Below are 13926 nucleotides of genomic sequence, written 5' to 3' on the forward strand. Positions count from 1 at the left end.
CGTCTGAACGAGAACCCGGGTGCGGGCTGGGTCCTCCGAGTTGCCGGACGGTACCGGCCGTTCGGATGACGTGCCGTGCTCAATCAACTACGTGCGGTATTCGCCCTTGGCGCTACGGACGCCGAAGGGAAGGCCGCCAGGCCTGACCGGTGTCTGGCGGGAGCGGCGGCCCGCAGGTGACGCGGGCCCGAGCAATCCCGCTTTTCCGACTTTTACCCCGGCGGGGTATAAATCCGAAATGTCGCGGCGCGCAGCGCCCGACATTTCGTGGGGCGTTTGTCAGCGGGCGGGGCGGCGGGAGGCGCTGAAGGCCAGGCCCGGCGGGGACGGCTCCGACTCCTCGGCCGTCTCGTGGTGGTGCTGCGGCTCGGCGTAGAAGCTCAGGCAGATCACGCCGGCCAGGGTCACGATGATGCCCACGGCCACCAGCCACTCGCGGTGCGGCCACACGCCGTCGCCGAGGAAGAACAGGCCGACCAGCGCGGCCGGCACGGCGCCCGCGGCGTCCATGGCGGCCACCGCGGCCGTCGTCGAGCCGCGCTGCATGGCCAGGCCCAGCAGCAGCTGGCCGACGAGCGAGTGGGCGATCAGCAGGTACGACAGGGGGTCGGTCACGAACTGGGCGAACGAGTCGGCCGAGGCCAGGGGGCGGGAGGCCACCGCGGCGGCGCCGAACGCCACGCCCGACAGGGAGCCGAGCACCACCGAGCCGGGCGCGCCGTGCAGGCGGCCCGCGAAGAAGCCCAGCACCGCCAGCACGACGAGCACCACGATCAGGCCGATCACGCCGCCGGTGCCGAGCTGGCGGGACGGGGACGGCTTGGCCGCGAGCACGAGCGCCGCGATGCCCACCGTCAGGGCCAGTAACAGCGCGATCTCGGTGCGCGGCAGCTTCCACTTGAGGATGAGCACGCCGAGGATGGTGGTGACGCCGAGGCCGGCGGCCATGGCCGACTGCACCAGGAACAGCGGCAGGTCGCGGCGGGCGAAGAAGGCCAGCGCGAAGCCGGCGCACTGGCAGGCGACGCCGACCAGGTAGGACTTGTGGCGGCCCAGGCGCAGCAGGAGCATCGGCTGGAAGCCCTGGTGCAGGTCGGTGCGCGCGGCGGCGACGGACTGCAGCAGGTTGGCGACGCCATAGGCGGCGATCATCGCGCCGAGGAACAGCCAACTCCAAGATGCCACCCGGGCAGGATAGACCCCGCGCGGGTGCTGAGCATACGGACCTTTGGTGTCAGCCTGACAAACCGGACAGCCGGGTCGTGCCCAAACGGGTGAGCACGTCCTCGTGCAGCGGGCCGTTCGTCGCCACCGCGCTCCCGCCGCCCGGGCTCGGGTTGCCCTGCAGGTCGGTGAAGGTGCCGCCGGCCTCGGTCACGATCGGCATGAGGGCGGCCAGGTCCCACAGCGAGAGCTCCGGCTCCACCATGATGTCCACGGCGCCCTCGGCCAGCAGCATGTACCCGTAGAAGTCCCCGTACGCCCGCTGCCGCCACGTGCGGCGGCTGATGTCGAGGATGGCGCCCAGCCGCCCGGCCTCCTCCCAGCCGCCGAGCGACGAGTAGCAGAACGACGCATCGGCCAGCCGCGACACCCCCGACACCCGGATCGGCGTGGCGGCGGCGGTGTGGCGCCCGGCGTACGCCCCGTGGCCGAGCGCACCCCACCAGCGCCGCCCGAGCGCCGGCGCCGACACGAGGCCGACGACCGGATGGTCGCCCTCCATGAGCGCGATCAGCGTGGCCCAGATCGGTACCCCGCGCACGAAGTTCTTGGTGCCGTCGATCGGGTCGATGACCCACTGGCGGCTGCCGGGGCCCGCGGCGGCCTCGGTCGCGCCGAACTCCTCGCCGAGCACCCCGTCGCGCGGGCGCGCCCGGCCGAGGGTGGCCCGCAGCGCCCTTTCCACCGCGGTGTCCGCGTCCGTCACCGGTGTCAGGTCCGGCTTCTCGGTCACGTGCAGATCCTGGGCGCGGAAGCGGGGCACGGCGATCGCGTCCGCGGTGTCGGCGAGCATATGAGCGAGGGCCAGATCGTCCGCGTAGCGAGCCATGGGCGGAAACTTAGCCGACGATCGCCACCTTCTGGCAGTACTGTCGCCGTTTGTGACTCCCACTGCCCTGTGCGGCCTGCTCGCCGAGTCCGACCGCCTGCGGGTGTTCGCGGCCGTCGTGCTCGGCGCGCGCACGCCCAGCGCCGTCGAGTCGGCCACCGGGCTGCCCGCCCGCGTCGTCGAGCCCGCGATCCGCCGTCTCCAGCAGGGCGGGCTGCTCGACGTCGCCGGCGGCGAGCTCGCCGCGTCGGCGGAGACGTTCAAGGACGCCGTTCGTACCGCCGCGGTGCCCGCCGGTCCCCAGCCGCAGCTCGACCCCGACCGGCAGCGCGACCTCGTGCTGCGCACGTTCATCAACGACGGCCGGCTGACCCGGTTGCCCGCCGCGCAGGGCAAGCGCATGGTCGTGCTCGAGCACATCGTCTCGTCCTTCGAGCCCGGGGTGCGCTACCCCGAGCGCGAGGTCGACGCGATCCTGCGCGCCTGGCACGACGACCACGCCGCCCTGCGCCGGTACCTCGTGGACGGCGGGCTGCTGTCCCGGGACAGCAACGTGTACTGGCGCTCAGGCGGCCCCGTCGTCGTCTGAGGGCGTGCCCTCCTTGGAGGCCAGCAGCCGGCGGAACGAGGCCAGGCGGCGGGCGTCGGCCGTGCCCTCGGCCACGATCTTGTCCAGGCCGCAGTCGCCCCCGGCGCCGGTGTGGTCGCAGTTGGGCGCGCACCGCGTCGAGGCCTCCACCAGGTCGGGGAAGCCGTGCAGGAGGCTGTCGGCGGAGACGTGGGCCAGGCCGAACGAGCGGATGCCCGGCGTGTCGATGATCCAGCCGGGGTTGCCGGCGGGGTCGCCCGGCATGCGCAGGGCCAGCGCGCTGGTCGACGTGTGCCGGCCCTTGCCGACCGCGCTGACCACGCCCACCGCCCGGTCGGTGCCGGGCACCAGCCGGTTGACGAGCGTGGACTTGCCGACGCCGGAGTGCCCGATCATCACCGACACCCGCCCGGTGAGCTCGGCGATGAGATCGTCCAGCGGACGGTCGGGGAAGCACAGCACATAGGGCAGGTCGAGCTCGGCGTAGTAGTCCAGCACGGCCTCCGGCCCGGCGAGGTCGCCCTTGGTCAGGCACAGCAGCGGGTCGATCTCGGCGTCGTAGGCCGCGACCAGGCACCGGTCGATGAACCCGGTCCGCGGCGGCGGGTCGTGCAGCGAGTTGACGATGACCAGCTGCTCCGCGTTGGCCACCACCACGCGCTCGAAGCGGCCCTCGGTGCCGCCCTCCTCGTCGTCGGCCGTGCGCATGAGCATCGAGCTGCGCTCGTCGATGCGCACGATGCGGGCCAGCGTGTCCGGGCGCCCGGTCACGTCGCCGACGATCTGCACGTGGTCGCCGACGACCACGCCGCGCCGCCCGAGCTCCCGGGCGCGCATGGCGGTCACGGTCGCGCCGGTGCCGGCGATGTCGCAGGTGTACCGCCCGCGGTCGACGGCGACCACGAAGCCCTCGACGGCGTCGTCGTGCTTGGGGCGTGTGCGCGTGCGCGGTCGCGAGGACCGGCTGGGGCGCACCCGCACGTCATCCTCGTCGTACTCGCGCTTCCGCGTCAGCCGGGCCTCCCTCGTAGCTCGACACCATGCTCGACCATAGCCGGGGAAACTCCGGCAGCGTCTTCGCGGTGCATGCCACGTCGTCGAGGCGCAGTCCGGCGACGGCGAGCCCGAGCACCGCGCCGGCGTGGGCGAGGCGCCGGTCGCCGTGCGTGCGCAGCGTGCCGCCCCGCAGGGGCCGCGGGCGGATGCGCAGGCCGTCGGCCTCCTGGGTGACGTCGGTGCCCAGGCCGGACAGCGCCGAGGCCACCTGGGCGAGGCGGTCCGGGGGCTCCTGGCCGCGCAGGTGCGACGGCGAGTCGGCGAGCGCGGCCACCGCCGCCAGTACCGCCGACACGTCGGCCAGGCCGGAGAGGTCGGCGCTGACCCCGTGTACCGCCCCGGAGCCCCGCACCACCAGCCCCCGCGCGGTCACGGCCGCCTCGCCGCCCATCTGCCGCAGCACGTCGAGCAGGCGCCGGGTCGGCTGGTTGGTCGCGGCCGGCCAGCCCTGCACGGTGACCGTCCCGCCGGCGACCAGCGCCGCGGCCAGGAACGGGGCGGCGCTGGCGAGGTCGGGCTCGATGTCCCAGGCCCGTCCCTTCAGCCGGCCGGGCTCGACCGCCCACACGTCCGGGCGGGTGTCGTCGACGCCGGCGCCGGCCGAGCGCAGCATGTGCACCGTCAGGGCCACGTGCGGGCGGGGGACCGGGGCGCCGACGTGGCGCAGCACCATCCCGCGGTCGTAGCCGGCCGCCGACAGCAGCAGCCCGGAGACGAGCTGGCTGGACGCCGAGGCGTCCATGGTCACCGGGCCGCCCGCGATCCGCCCGTGGCCGTGCACGGTGAACGGCAGCCCGTTGGCGGTGTCGATGCGCGCGCCGAGCGTCCGCAGCGCGCCGATCAGCGGGGCCATCGGGCGGCGCCGGGCCGCGGGCTGGCCGTCGAACGACACCGCGCCGGTGGCCAGGCCCGCGACCGGCGGCAGGAAGCGCAGCACGGTGCCGGCCAGCCCGACGTCGACCCGGGCCGGGCCCTCCAGCGGCCGCGAGCGCAGCAGCCACAGGTTGTCGTCGGCGGTCGACACGTGGCAGCCCATCGCGCGCAGGCCGGCGGCCATCAGCTCGGTGTCGCGGGCCCGCAGCGGGGCCCGCAGCGTGCTCGCGCCGTGCGAGACGGCCCCGAGGACGAGCGCCCGCGCGGTCATGGACTTCGAACCCGGCAGCCGCAGCGCCGCGTTCAGCGGGCCCGAGGCGGTCGGAGCCGGCCACGGTAAGTGCGTTTCCACGCGCTCAGTGTGCAATCAGTTTCGATATGTAGCGACCGTTCGCGGAAGCGGCGGGGGTTTTTGTCATACCCCGCGGATACGGTGACGGCATGTGTGGCAGGTATGCGACCTCGCGCAGCAACGTCGACCTCAGCACGCTCTTCGAGGCGGCCGACGACACCGACGGCCTGGAGCCCGACTACAACGTGGCCCCCACCGACCCGGTGCCGGTCGTGCGGGTCTCGCAGTCCGCGGGCGGAAAGGTCCTGTCCACGGCCCGCTGGGGGCTCGTGCCGTCGTGGGCCAAGGACCCGAAGGTCGGCGCGCGGATGATCAACGCGCGCGCCGAGACCGTCGAGTCCTCCAGCGCCTTCGCGCAGTCGTTCACGCGCCGCCGGTGCCTGGTGCCCGCCGACGGCTGGTACGAGTGGGTCCGCAGTGACGACGGAAAATCCAAGCAGCCGTACTTCATGACGCTCGGCGACGCCGAGCCGTGCGTATTCGCGGGGCTGTGGACCGTGTGGGGCAAAGGCGACGATCGGCTCCTCACGTGCAGCATCATCACCACGCCGGCCGTCGATGACCTGACGCTCATCCACGACCGCATGCCGTTGCTGCTGCCGGCCGAGCGATGGGGCGACTGGCTTTCCGCGGAAGCGGATGCGAGCCTCCTGTTGCCGACGCCGTCGTCGCACGTCGCACGCCTGGAACTACGCCCTGTAGGGGCTCGCGTGGGTGACGTACGCAACGACGGACCCGACTTGGTGGCGAAAGTTCCGGCCCCTCCGCTGCGTTCCGGGGATGTCGATCCGATCGATCTGACCCTTTTTTAGGCTGTAAGTCCAGATAAAATTCCGACCGTTTTTGCGGATCGGCCAACTAACTCTTGAATTTGCCATCGTTAGTGCGATACAACACAGCGCCGGTGGGTCTATGTCGGATGGGGGCATCCCGACGTTCATCCACCTTGCATTCGTTTGACCCACGGGGGAGGTGGGTGTATGACCCGGGCGAGGATGCCACGCCCTCATGAAGTTGCAGCCGCGCGGCGAGACCCGCGACTGCTCAGAGCCGTCAAGGAGCAGCAAGGCGACGGGGCCTGGCGGATCCGCGGCGCCTGTCAGGCCGTCGATCCAGAAACGTTCTTCCCGGCTCCGACCGAGCCGGCCGATGCCGCGGTGGCCCTGTGCCGCACGTGCGACGTCCAGGGGGCCTGCCTAGCGTGGGCGCTCGACGTCGGCGACTGCCACGGCGTCTGGGGAGCCACAACACCCCGCGAACGGCGTGCGATGCTCGTCGCATGGCGCAACGAGGGGCAGGGGCCGGGGGTTCCCGGCCAGAGCGACCCAAGACTCGGCGCAGTGGCGTACCTGCCGATCCTGCCCCTGCAGCGATCGGCTCGGAGTCAGGAGAAGCCGGACCCGGTCGGGGTGGGCGCTCCGCAATAAAGCCGTCCCCGTCCGCCGCCCGGTCACGTCCGGGCGGCGGACGGTCGGTGGCCACACCGCACGGGCCGGCGCGGTACCGCCTCGACGTGCCCGAGAACTACGGCGGGACGCTGCTCGTGCTCGGCCACGGGGCGGGCGGCGACGTCGACGCGCCCGACCTGGTGGCCGTGCGCGCCGAGGCCCTCGCCCGCGGGGTGGCCGTGGCACTGGTGACGCAGCCCTACCGCGTCGCCGGTCGCCGTGCGCCCGCACCCGCCGCCCAGCTCGACGCCGCCTGGCTCGCCGTCGTCGCCCGGCTGCGCAAGAACCTCGAGTTCTCGGCGCTCGTCGTCGGCGGCCGCTCCAGCGGCGCGCGGGTCGCCTGCCGCACCGCGCGCGAGGCCGGGGCCGCCCGCATCCTGGCGCTGGCGTTCCCGCTGCACCCGCCGGGCAAGCCCGACAGGTCGCGGGCGGACGAGCTCCTGACCGGGGTGCCCACGCTGGTGCTCAACGGCGACCGGGACGCCTTCGGGGTGCCGGCGGCTTCCCCCGGGGTACAGGTGCAGGTTCTGCCCGGGGAGACGCACGCGCTGTCCAAGAATCCCGCGGCCCTCGCGGCGGCCGCCGCCGGCTTCGTCACCGGCGACGGGGCCGCCTCGTTGTAGGCAACGTGGCCGGTTGCGCCGGTCACAGTGCCACATCTCCCAGGCCCTTCCTGCTCCCGGCGGCCGGTCCGGTCCCAAGTGCGACCGGCCGCTGGGGCAGGTGAGGCAGGTCCCCTTCGCGTGGAATGACCACGCCGGCTCCGGTGTTACACCACCCGTGCGACGCTGCCGACGGCGCCGCCAGCGGAGGGAACCAGAGCGTGGCAACACTTGAGCGTGATGACCTGCGGATCCGCGAGCTGCTGTTCAGCCCGGCGTGGCCGGCGGCATCCGATGCCGAGCCGGATCCGGCGTGGCAGCCGATCACCCGGGAGCGGTTGACGGGCGCCACAAACACAGAACTCGTCCAGCAACTCGGCGTATCCTCGACCGGACGGTCGAGGGTGGGGGTCGCACGAGTGGTCAGCAGCGAGAGCGCGGAGCAGCAGCGGGTCCGGTTCGAGCACGACGCGCTGCCCTTCATCGACCAGCTGTACGCCGCCGCGCTGCGGATGACGCGCAACCCGTCCGACGCCGAGGACCTGGTGCAGGAGACCTTCCTGAAGGCCTACGCGGCATTCCACCAGTTCGAGTCGGGCACGAACCTCAAGGCGTGGCTGTACCGCATCCTCACCAACACGTACATCAACTCCTACCGTCGCCGGCAGCGCCAGCCCGTCCAGGCGCCCACGGAGGAGATCACCGACTGGCAGCTCGCCGAGGCGGAGTCGCACACGTCCAGCGGCCTGCGCTCGGCCGAGACCGAGGCCCTGGACCGGCTGCCCGACTCCGACGTGAAGGAGGCCCTGCAGTCGCTGCCCGAGGAGTTCCGCCTCGCGGTCTACCTCGCCGACGTCGAGGGCTTCTCCTACAAGGAGATCGCCGACATCATGAACACGCCGATCGGCACCGTGATGTCCCGCCTCCACCGCGGCCGGCGCAACCTGCGCAAGCAACTCGAGACTTATGCTGCCGACCGTGGGTTCACCCGCACCCCGTCCGCTGAGCCGAGCGAGGTCTGAGATCCGATGAGCTGTGGAGACCCGCACGAGACCGACTGCAGTGACGTGCTCGCCGAGGTGTACCTGTACCTCGACCTGGAGTGCACCGACGACCGCCGCGGCATGATTCGCGAGCACTTGGACGAGTGCTCGCCGTGCCTGCGCGAGTTCGGCATCGAGCAGGAGGTCAAGGCCCTGGTCGCGCGCTGCTGCGGCTCGGAGCTGGCGCCGGCCGAGCTGAAGGCCCGGCTGCGCGCGAAACTCTCGGAGTTCGTGGTGAACGCCGACTCGAGAGAACTGCGGACGGACTAGTTCACGCTGTGTGCCTTGTTGTTGCCGCCGCGTAGAACCTTGATCGTCAGATTTGGATGGCTTGTGTAGCCTTAGGTTTGATCGGCCCGCACCGCCCGAGTCTCTATTTCCCGCGGGGGCGCGCGCTGGTCCTCTCTTGGTCTTCGGGGTTGCGTGTCCTCTTGGTCTTCGGGTTGCGTATCTGGTCTTCGGGTTGCGTGTCTTGGTCTTGGGTTGCGTGCCCCCGTCGCGGTAGGGCTCCGCGGCGGGTGGTGGCCCCGATATGCTGCGAGCGCACACGATGCAGCCGTGCCCTCGAGGGAGACCGGGATGTCCGACGAGATCCGTGCCGAGATGGTCGCCAACGTCTGGAAGATCACGACGGAGGTGGGCGCCGAGGTGGCCGAGGGCGACACCCTGGTGATCCTGGAGTCCATGAAGATGGAGATCCCGGTGATGGCCGAGTCGGACGGCACGGTGAGCCAGATCGCCGTACACGAGGGCGACGTGGTGCAGGAGGGCGACCTGATCGCCGTGATCGGGTGAGTTCGCTCCCGCCGCCGGCCGATTCCGCGGCGATCCCGTCTCCGGAGTGCCCGTCTTCGGGCTTCCCGTCGCCGGGGGTCGCGTCTCCGGGCGCCTTGTCTTCGGGGGCTTTGTCGTCTTCGGGGGTGCCGTCTTTGGGGGTGCCGTCTTTGGGGTCTGCCGCGACGGTGGTGACTTCGCCGGGTTCGGACCGCACGGCCGGCCGCGTGCCGGTGCAAGGCCGGACCGTAGCGTCGGCTACGGGTGATGCCCGGGCGGCTCCTGCCCGGGTGGATGCTGTCCGGCTGGATCATGCCGGCGGGGCCGGTGCGGGCGGCGTTGATACCCGGCTGGATGGTGTCCGGGCGGGTGGCGCCCCGGTGGATGGTGTGCGGGTCCGCATGATCGCGGTGGGCGACTACGCGGACGTGTCGCGGCTGACGGTCGAGGCCTATCGGGCGGACGGGCAGTTGGAGGCGGCACCCGAGTACGCGGCGGTGCTCGCCGACGTTGCCAGCCGGGCCGAGGCGGCCGACACGCTCGTCGCCGAGGTTGACGGAGCGCTGCTCGGGGCGGTGACGTTCACGCTCGCCGGCGGGAAGTACGCGGAGGTTTCGCGGGCCGGGGAGGCTGAGTTCCGTACGCTCGCCGTCGATCCCGCCGCTCAGCGGCGTGGGGTTGCCCGGGCGCTGGTGCAGGCCTGCCTCGAGCGGGCCGCCGGGTTTGGGTGTCGCGCCGTTGTGATTTGCGTGCGGGATGACAATCCGGGGGCGTTTGCGCTGTACGAGCGGTTCGGGTTTGTGCGGGAGCCCTCGTTGGACTGGTCGCCGGTGCCCAAGGTCAACCTGCTTGGCCTGCGGCGGGAGCTGGCGAATACCGACAAATAGGGTATTTTTGCCTTTATCGGCCGACGGGGGATATGTCGGGCGCCGACCTGGCCCGCGTCCGGCCCGGCCTCGACGGCAACGCGATCATGGAGCAGGGCGATCGCTTGGGCCCAAGATGGTGGCTGAGCTTCCGGCATGGCTGCGAGGAAATGACGCGCCTGGCCCCACCACCTGCGACAAAACCCCCACCGGCCCCGCCCCGGAGGCGCCCGCAACCCGGATCTCGTCGTGGATCACCGCGGATCGCGCGGAGCGCTGGCAAAGGATCACGTGGAGCGCTGGCAGACCGGCGGTGAAAAGCCGTAATTGCGCGGAAATTAGTCGCCTGAGTGATCCGCTGGCAACTCGTCGGGTTTGGGCGAAATGCCGTGTTCGTCCGCTGACGACATCAGCTCCGACGCCACCTCCAACGCTGCCGCTCGGCGTTCCTCCGGGGTGCCCGGTCGCTCGCGCAGCAGGAACCAGCTCGCGTGGATCGAGAACAGGGCCATCGCCCGGCGCAGCTGCTGCGCCAGGGACTCCTCCGGGTCGCACAGCAGGGCGAACACGCGCAGCATCTGCTCACGCATGCGCTTGCCCGCCGGCAGGGTGTTGACCAGCGTCTGGTTGCGCTCGAAGAAGCGGATCACGTTCTCGTGCGCGAACTCGTCGTGCAGGACCGAGTAGCGCTCGATGAACCGCAGCCGCAGCGCCGTGTCGCGCGGCTCCGACTCGGCCCAGTCCAGCAGGGCGTCCACCGCCGCGATCCGCTGCTCGATCAGGCTCGACACGATGTCGTCCTTCGTCGGGAAGTGGTAGTACAGCGCCGCCTTGGTCACGCCCAGCTTCTCGGCGATCTCGCGCAGCGATGTCTTGTCGTACCCCTCCTCGATGAACAGGTCCAGGGCGACCCGCTGAATCTCGGCGCGCGCGTCCGGCCCGCCCGACTCGCCCGTCCGGATGCGGTTGCGCCCGCGCACGACCCGGGCGGTGGCGGCCTCCGGCTGCGTGGCCTCTGACTGCGTCTCCATCGTGGAACCCATCCTACTTGACGCCCGGCTAGTACCAAGCTTACCGTACGGCTAGTAAGTCCACTAGCCGGTCGACAAGTAAGTAGAGGCGATGAAGATGGCGGACAAAACGGTGAAGGTCGTCCTGCCCGGCCTGCTCATGGCCATGTTGCTGGCCATGCTCGACAACGTGATCGTGGGCACCGCGATGCCGCGCATCGTCGGCGACCTCGGCGGGGTCGACCACCTGTCCTGGGTGGTCACGGCGTACGTGCTCGGCACGACGGTCTCGACCCCGCTCTGGGGCAAGCTCGGCGACCTCTACGGCCGCAAGAACGTCTTCATGACCTCGATCGTGCTGTTCCTGCTCGGCTCGGCGCTGTGCGGCTTCGCGCAGAGCATGCCCGAGCTCATCGGCTTCCGCGCGTTCCAGGGCCTCGGCGCCGGCGGCCTGATGGTCGGGGCGATGTCGGTGCTGGGCGACCTGGTGCCGCCCCGCGACCGCGGCAAGTACCAGGGGCAGTTCGCAGCCGTCATGGCGGTCGCGATGGTCGCCGGGCCGCTCGTCGGCGGCTTCATCACCGACCACGCGAACTGGCGCTGGGCGTTCTTCGTCAACCTGCCGCTGGGCGGGGCCGCGCTGATCCTGCTCGCGCTGACGCTGCACCTGCCGAAGCGGCGCACCGAGCACCGCATCGACTGGCTCGGGGCGCTGCTGCTGTCGATCGGCGTGACCGCGCTCGTGCTCATCACGACGTGGGGCGGCTCGCAGTACGCGTGGGGCTCGGCCGAGATCCGCGGACTCGGCGTGGTCGCCGTGCTCGGGCTCGCCGCCTTCGTGCTCGTCGAGCGGCGGCATCCGGAGCCGATCGTGCCGCTGGCGGTGTTCGCCAACCGCAACTTCACGCTCGTCGCGGTGCTCGGGTTCCTCGTCGGGTTCGCGATGTTCGGGGCGATCACGTTCCTGCCGCTGTACCAGCAGATCGTGCAGGGCGCCTCGGCCACGAACTCGGGGCTGCTCCTGCTGCCGATGATGGGCGGCCTGCTGGTGACCTCGCTGGCGGTTGGGCGGGCGATCACGAAGACGGGGCGGTACCGCATCTTCCCGATCATCGGCGGGGTCCTGATGATCGCGGCCATGCTGCTGCTGTCCCAGCTCGACGCGCACACGTCGAAGCTCACGTCGGGCCTGTTCATGGCGGTGCTGGGCCTGGCCCTGGGCTGCCTGATGCAGACCACGATGCTCATCGCGCAGAACAGCGTCGAGATCAAGGACCTGGGCGTGGCCAGCAGTACCGCCACGTTCGCCCGGTCCATCGGCGGCGCGTTCGGCGTGGCCGTCTTCGGGGCGATCTTCAACCACCGGCTGCACTCGATGCTCGGCGAGCGGCTCGGCACCGCGGAGGCGAGCCGGCTGTCCAGCGGCGGCGGGGGCGCGCGGATCGACCCCGACACCCTGGCCCAGCTGCCGGCGGCCGTGCGGACGGCGGTCATCGACTCGATCGCCGGCGCGACCTCGGGCGTGTTCCTGTGGGCGACCGTGGCCGCGGTACTCGTGCCGGTGATCGCGTTCTTCATCCGTGAGGTCGCCCTGCGCGGCGGGCCCGCCGAGGAGGCCGAGCGCACGCTGATTGCGCAGGAAGGGTAGTTTCGCGCAGGAGGTGCGCAAAATAGCGGCGTAAACTAGCGATCGGTGCGCGAAACTGCCAGACTATGAGCAGGAACGCGCATCGATCGCTCATTTGGAGGAACCGATCATGACCGGCGCCGGGATGAAGGCCGACATCGCCGAACAGCCGGAGGTGTTCGCTCGCCTGCTCGACGAGCGCGCCGGCCAGATCGCCGAGGTCGCCACGAAGATCGCGGAGTGGAAGCCGCGCAGCGTCGTGTTCACCGCGCGCGGCACCTCCGACCACGCGGCCCTCTACGCCGCCTACCTGACCGAGATCCGCCTCGGCATCCCGGCCGGGCTGGCCAGCCCGTCGGCCGTGACCGTGTACGGCGCCCGCCCGGACCTGCGCGACACGCTCGTCGTCGGGGTCAGCCAGAGCGGCGGCTCGCCCGACCTGCACGAGGTGCTGCGCGTCGCGCGCGAGCAGGGCGCACACACCCTGGCCGTGACCAACAACGCCGAGTCGCCGCTGGCGAACGCGGCCGAGCTGCACATCGACGTCGCCGCCGGGCACGAGGTGGCGGTGGCGGCCACGAAGACGTACACCGCGGAGCTCCTCGCCCTGCTCATGCTCGTGGAGAGCGTGCGCGGCGGCGGCGCCCTGCCCGCCGAGGAGCGTGCCGAGCTCGCCCGGATTCCGGGGTACGCCCGGGACGTGCTCGCCGACGACAGCGTCGTCGACCTCGCCGCGCGGTACCGCTTCGCCGGCCGCCTGGTCACGACGGGCCGCGGGTACGCCTACCCGACCGCCCGGGAGACCGCGCTCAAGCTCATGGAGACCTGCTACCTGGCCGGCCTCGCGTTCTCCGGGGCCGACCTGCTGCACGGCCCCCTCGCCATGGCCGACCCGGACGTGCCGGTGCTCGCGGTCGTCGGCAACGGCCCCGCGGGGCAGTCGATGCGCGACGTGGTCGCCCGCCTCGGCGAGCGCCGCGCCGACACGGTCGTCTTCGGGCCGGCCGCGGTCGAGGGCGCCTCGGGCTGGGTGCGCACCCCGGACGTGGACGAGCGCTACGCCCCGCTGCTGGACATCCTGCCGCTGCAGCGCCTCGCGCTCTCCCTCGCGCTGCTGCGCGGCGAGAACCCCGACGCCCCGCGCGGCCTCAAGAAGGTGACGACGACGCTGTAGCGGCCGATGCCGACACGGCGGTGACCGGGATGATCGCGGGGCGACCCTCCGCGAGTTCCTTGGTCGGGAACGAGGTGGCCGGGCGGCCGCCCACCGAGATCTGGTACGTCGCCCGGCTCCCCGACACGTTGCGCACCTCGAACGCGAAGTTGCAGTCGAAGCCGCTCCCGTCGGGCGCCAGCACCCCGGCCGACAGCTCGGCCGCGGCGATCGGGTGCCCCTCGGCGTCGGCGATCCGCACCGTTGCGCCCTGGTATACGTCCGGCACCGACGAGGGCGCGAGGCATGCGCTGCCGGTCACGCCCGCGGCGGCGCCGGCCACGCTGACGTACCCGTGCAGCAGGAACCCGTCGGGCTTGGACGTCTCGCCGTGGCGGCCGAGCCAGCCGCATCCGCCCAGGGAGAAGCCGGTCGAGAGCACCAACAGCAGGGGAAGTACCGAACGCCGCACGCGGCAAC

At 71.8% G+C, this 13926-nt stretch carries 16 protein-coding genes; 10 read left to right on the forward strand and 6 right to left on the reverse strand.

The window, feature by feature from the left end; all coding sequences use genetic code 11:
- Positions 1-279 precede the first annotated feature (279 nt).
- The gene (locus ACPPVO_RS05955; RefSeq protein WP_426514546.1) at positions 280-1152 is read right to left on the reverse strand and encodes a hypothetical protein; all 873 of its coding nucleotides are present in this window, start codon (positions 1150-1152) and stop codon (positions 280-282) included.
- An 82-nt stretch (positions 1153-1234) separates the two neighbouring features.
- Positions 1235-2053, reverse strand: a complete 819-nt coding sequence (hisN, locus tag ACPPVO_RS05960) for a histidinol-phosphatase (protein ID WP_360381274.1) — start codon at positions 2051-2053, stop codon at positions 1235-1237.
- Between the two features lie 52 nt (positions 2054-2105).
- Here hisN and ACPPVO_RS05965 point away from each other — a divergent pair, with 52 nt between their 5' ends.
- The gene (locus ACPPVO_RS05965; protein WP_426510260.1) at positions 2106-2642 is read left to right on the forward strand and encodes a DUF2087 domain-containing protein; all 537 of its coding nucleotides are present in this window, start codon (positions 2106-2108) and stop codon (positions 2640-2642) included.
- Here ACPPVO_RS05965 and rsgA read toward each other — a convergent pair.
- Entirely contained in the window at positions 2619-3617 is a 999-nt protein-coding gene (rsgA, locus tag ACPPVO_RS05970) for a ribosome small subunit-dependent GTPase A (RefSeq protein WP_426514547.1), read from the reverse strand. The two genes, ACPPVO_RS05965 and rsgA, sit on opposite strands and share 24 nt — an antisense overlap.
- A gap of 7 nt (positions 3618-3624) precedes the next feature.
- Positions 3625-4923, reverse strand: a complete 1299-nt coding sequence (gene aroA, locus ACPPVO_RS05975) for a 3-phosphoshikimate 1-carboxyvinyltransferase (protein WP_426510261.1) — start codon at positions 4921-4923, stop codon at positions 3625-3627.
- Between the two features lie 89 nt (positions 4924-5012).
- Between aroA and ACPPVO_RS05980 the strand changes: the two genes are divergently transcribed.
- The 7 genes from ACPPVO_RS05980 to ACPPVO_RS06010 all read left to right on the forward strand — a co-directional run bounded on the left by ACPPVO_RS05980 (position 5013) and on the right by ACPPVO_RS06010 (position 9677).
- Positions 5013-5735, forward strand: a complete 723-nt coding sequence (locus tag ACPPVO_RS05980; protein WP_426510262.1) for an SOS response-associated peptidase — start codon at positions 5013-5015, stop codon at positions 5733-5735.
- 168 nt (positions 5736-5903) lie between these two features.
- Positions 5904-6350, forward strand: a complete 447-nt coding sequence (locus tag ACPPVO_RS05985; protein WP_360381263.1) for a WhiB family transcriptional regulator — start codon at positions 5904-5906, stop codon at positions 6348-6350.
- Positions 6351-6397: 47 nt separating this feature from the next.
- Positions 6398-6994 (forward strand): alpha/beta family hydrolase, encoded by a 597-nt coding sequence (locus tag ACPPVO_RS05990; RefSeq protein ID WP_426510263.1) that lies wholly within the window; start codon positions 6398-6400, stop codon positions 6992-6994.
- Positions 6995-7194: 200 nt separating this feature from the next.
- Positions 7195-7995 carry a sigma-70 family RNA polymerase sigma factor gene (locus tag ACPPVO_RS05995; protein WP_426510264.1) on the forward strand — a complete coding sequence of 267 codons (801 nt, stop codon included), beginning with the start codon at positions 7195-7197 and terminating at the stop codon, positions 7993-7995.
- 6 nt (positions 7996-8001) lie between these two features.
- Positions 8002-8286 carry a mycothiol system anti-sigma-R factor gene (gene rsrA / locus ACPPVO_RS06000; protein ID WP_360381255.1) on the forward strand — a complete coding sequence of 95 codons (285 nt, stop codon included), beginning with the start codon at positions 8002-8004 and terminating at the stop codon, positions 8284-8286.
- Positions 8287-8595: 309 nt separating this feature from the next.
- A complete protein-coding gene (locus ACPPVO_RS06005; protein WP_426514548.1) occupies positions 8596-8811 on the forward strand; it encodes a biotin/lipoyl-binding carrier protein in 216 nt (71 codons plus the stop codon).
- A 380-nt stretch (positions 8812-9191) separates the two neighbouring features.
- A complete protein-coding gene (locus tag ACPPVO_RS06010) occupies positions 9192-9677 on the forward strand; it encodes a GNAT family N-acetyltransferase (RefSeq protein ID WP_426514549.1) in 486 nt (161 codons plus the stop codon).
- A gap of 317 nt (positions 9678-9994) precedes the next feature.
- On the opposite strand, the gene ACPPVO_RS06015 is transcribed toward ACPPVO_RS06010, so the two are convergent.
- Positions 9995-10687: a TetR/AcrR family transcriptional regulator gene (locus ACPPVO_RS06015; RefSeq protein ID WP_426510265.1), complete on the reverse strand. Its 693-nt coding sequence runs from the start codon at positions 10685-10687 to the stop codon at positions 9995-9997.
- A 91-nt stretch (positions 10688-10778) separates the two neighbouring features.
- Here ACPPVO_RS06015 and ACPPVO_RS06020 point away from each other — a divergent pair, with 91 nt between their 5' ends.
- Both ACPPVO_RS06020 and ACPPVO_RS06025 read left to right on the forward strand, forming a co-directional pair.
- Positions 10779-12314 carry an MDR family MFS transporter gene (locus tag ACPPVO_RS06020; RefSeq protein WP_426510266.1) on the forward strand — a complete coding sequence of 512 codons (1536 nt, stop codon included), beginning with the start codon at positions 10779-10781 and terminating at the stop codon, positions 12312-12314.
- Positions 12315-12438: 124 nt separating this feature from the next.
- The gene (locus tag ACPPVO_RS06025) at positions 12439-13467 is read left to right on the forward strand and encodes an SIS domain-containing protein (RefSeq protein ID WP_426514550.1); all 1029 of its coding nucleotides are present in this window, start codon (positions 12439-12441) and stop codon (positions 13465-13467) included.
- Here ACPPVO_RS06025 and ACPPVO_RS06030 read toward each other — a convergent pair.
- Positions 13442-13918: a hypothetical protein gene (locus ACPPVO_RS06030; protein ID WP_426510267.1), complete on the reverse strand. Its 477-nt coding sequence runs from the start codon at positions 13916-13918 to the stop codon at positions 13442-13444. The genes ACPPVO_RS06025 and ACPPVO_RS06030 overlap by 26 nt on opposite strands.
- Between the last annotated feature and the right edge of the window lie 8 nt (positions 13919-13926).

It is taken from the genome of Dactylosporangium sp. McL0621, assembly GCF_049995355.1.
Classification (GTDB): Bacteria; Actinomycetota; Actinomycetes; order Mycobacteriales; family Micromonosporaceae; genus Dactylosporangium.

Bases quoted from the DNA above. Each gene is read 5' to 3' on its own strand.
- ACPPVO_RS05955 (WP_426514546.1), bottom strand. From the start codon at position 1,152: ATGATCGCCGCCTATGGCGTCGCCAACCTGCTGCAGTCCGTCGCCGCC.
- hisN (WP_360381274.1), bottom strand. From the start codon at position 2,053: ATGGCTCGCTACGCGGACGATCTGGCCCTCGCTCATATGCTCGCCGAC.
- ACPPVO_RS05980 (WP_426510262.1), top strand. From the start codon at position 5,013: ATGTGTGGCAGGTATGCGACCTCGCGCAGCAACGTCGACCTCAGCACG.
- ACPPVO_RS05985 (WP_360381263.1), top strand. From the start codon at position 5,904: ATGACCCGGGCGAGGATGCCACGCCCTCATGAAGTTGCAGCCGCGCGG.
- rsrA (WP_360381255.1), top strand. From the start codon at position 8,002: ATGAGCTGTGGAGACCCGCACGAGACCGACTGCAGTGACGTGCTCGCC.
- ACPPVO_RS06005 (WP_426514548.1), top strand. From the start codon at position 8,596: ATGTCCGACGAGATCCGTGCCGAGATGGTCGCCAACGTCTGGAAGATC.
- ACPPVO_RS06010 (WP_426514549.1), top strand. From the start codon at position 9,192: ATGATCGCGGTGGGCGACTACGCGGACGTGTCGCGGCTGACGGTCGAG.
- ACPPVO_RS06015 (WP_426510265.1), bottom strand. From the start codon at position 10,687: ATGGAGACGCAGTCAGAGGCCACGCAGCCGGAGGCCGCCACCGCCCGG.
- ACPPVO_RS06020 (WP_426510266.1), top strand. From the start codon at position 10,779: ATGAAGATGGCGGACAAAACGGTGAAGGTCGTCCTGCCCGGCCTGCTC.
- ACPPVO_RS06025 (WP_426514550.1), top strand. From the start codon at position 12,439: ATGAAGGCCGACATCGCCGAACAGCCGGAGGTGTTCGCTCGCCTGCTC.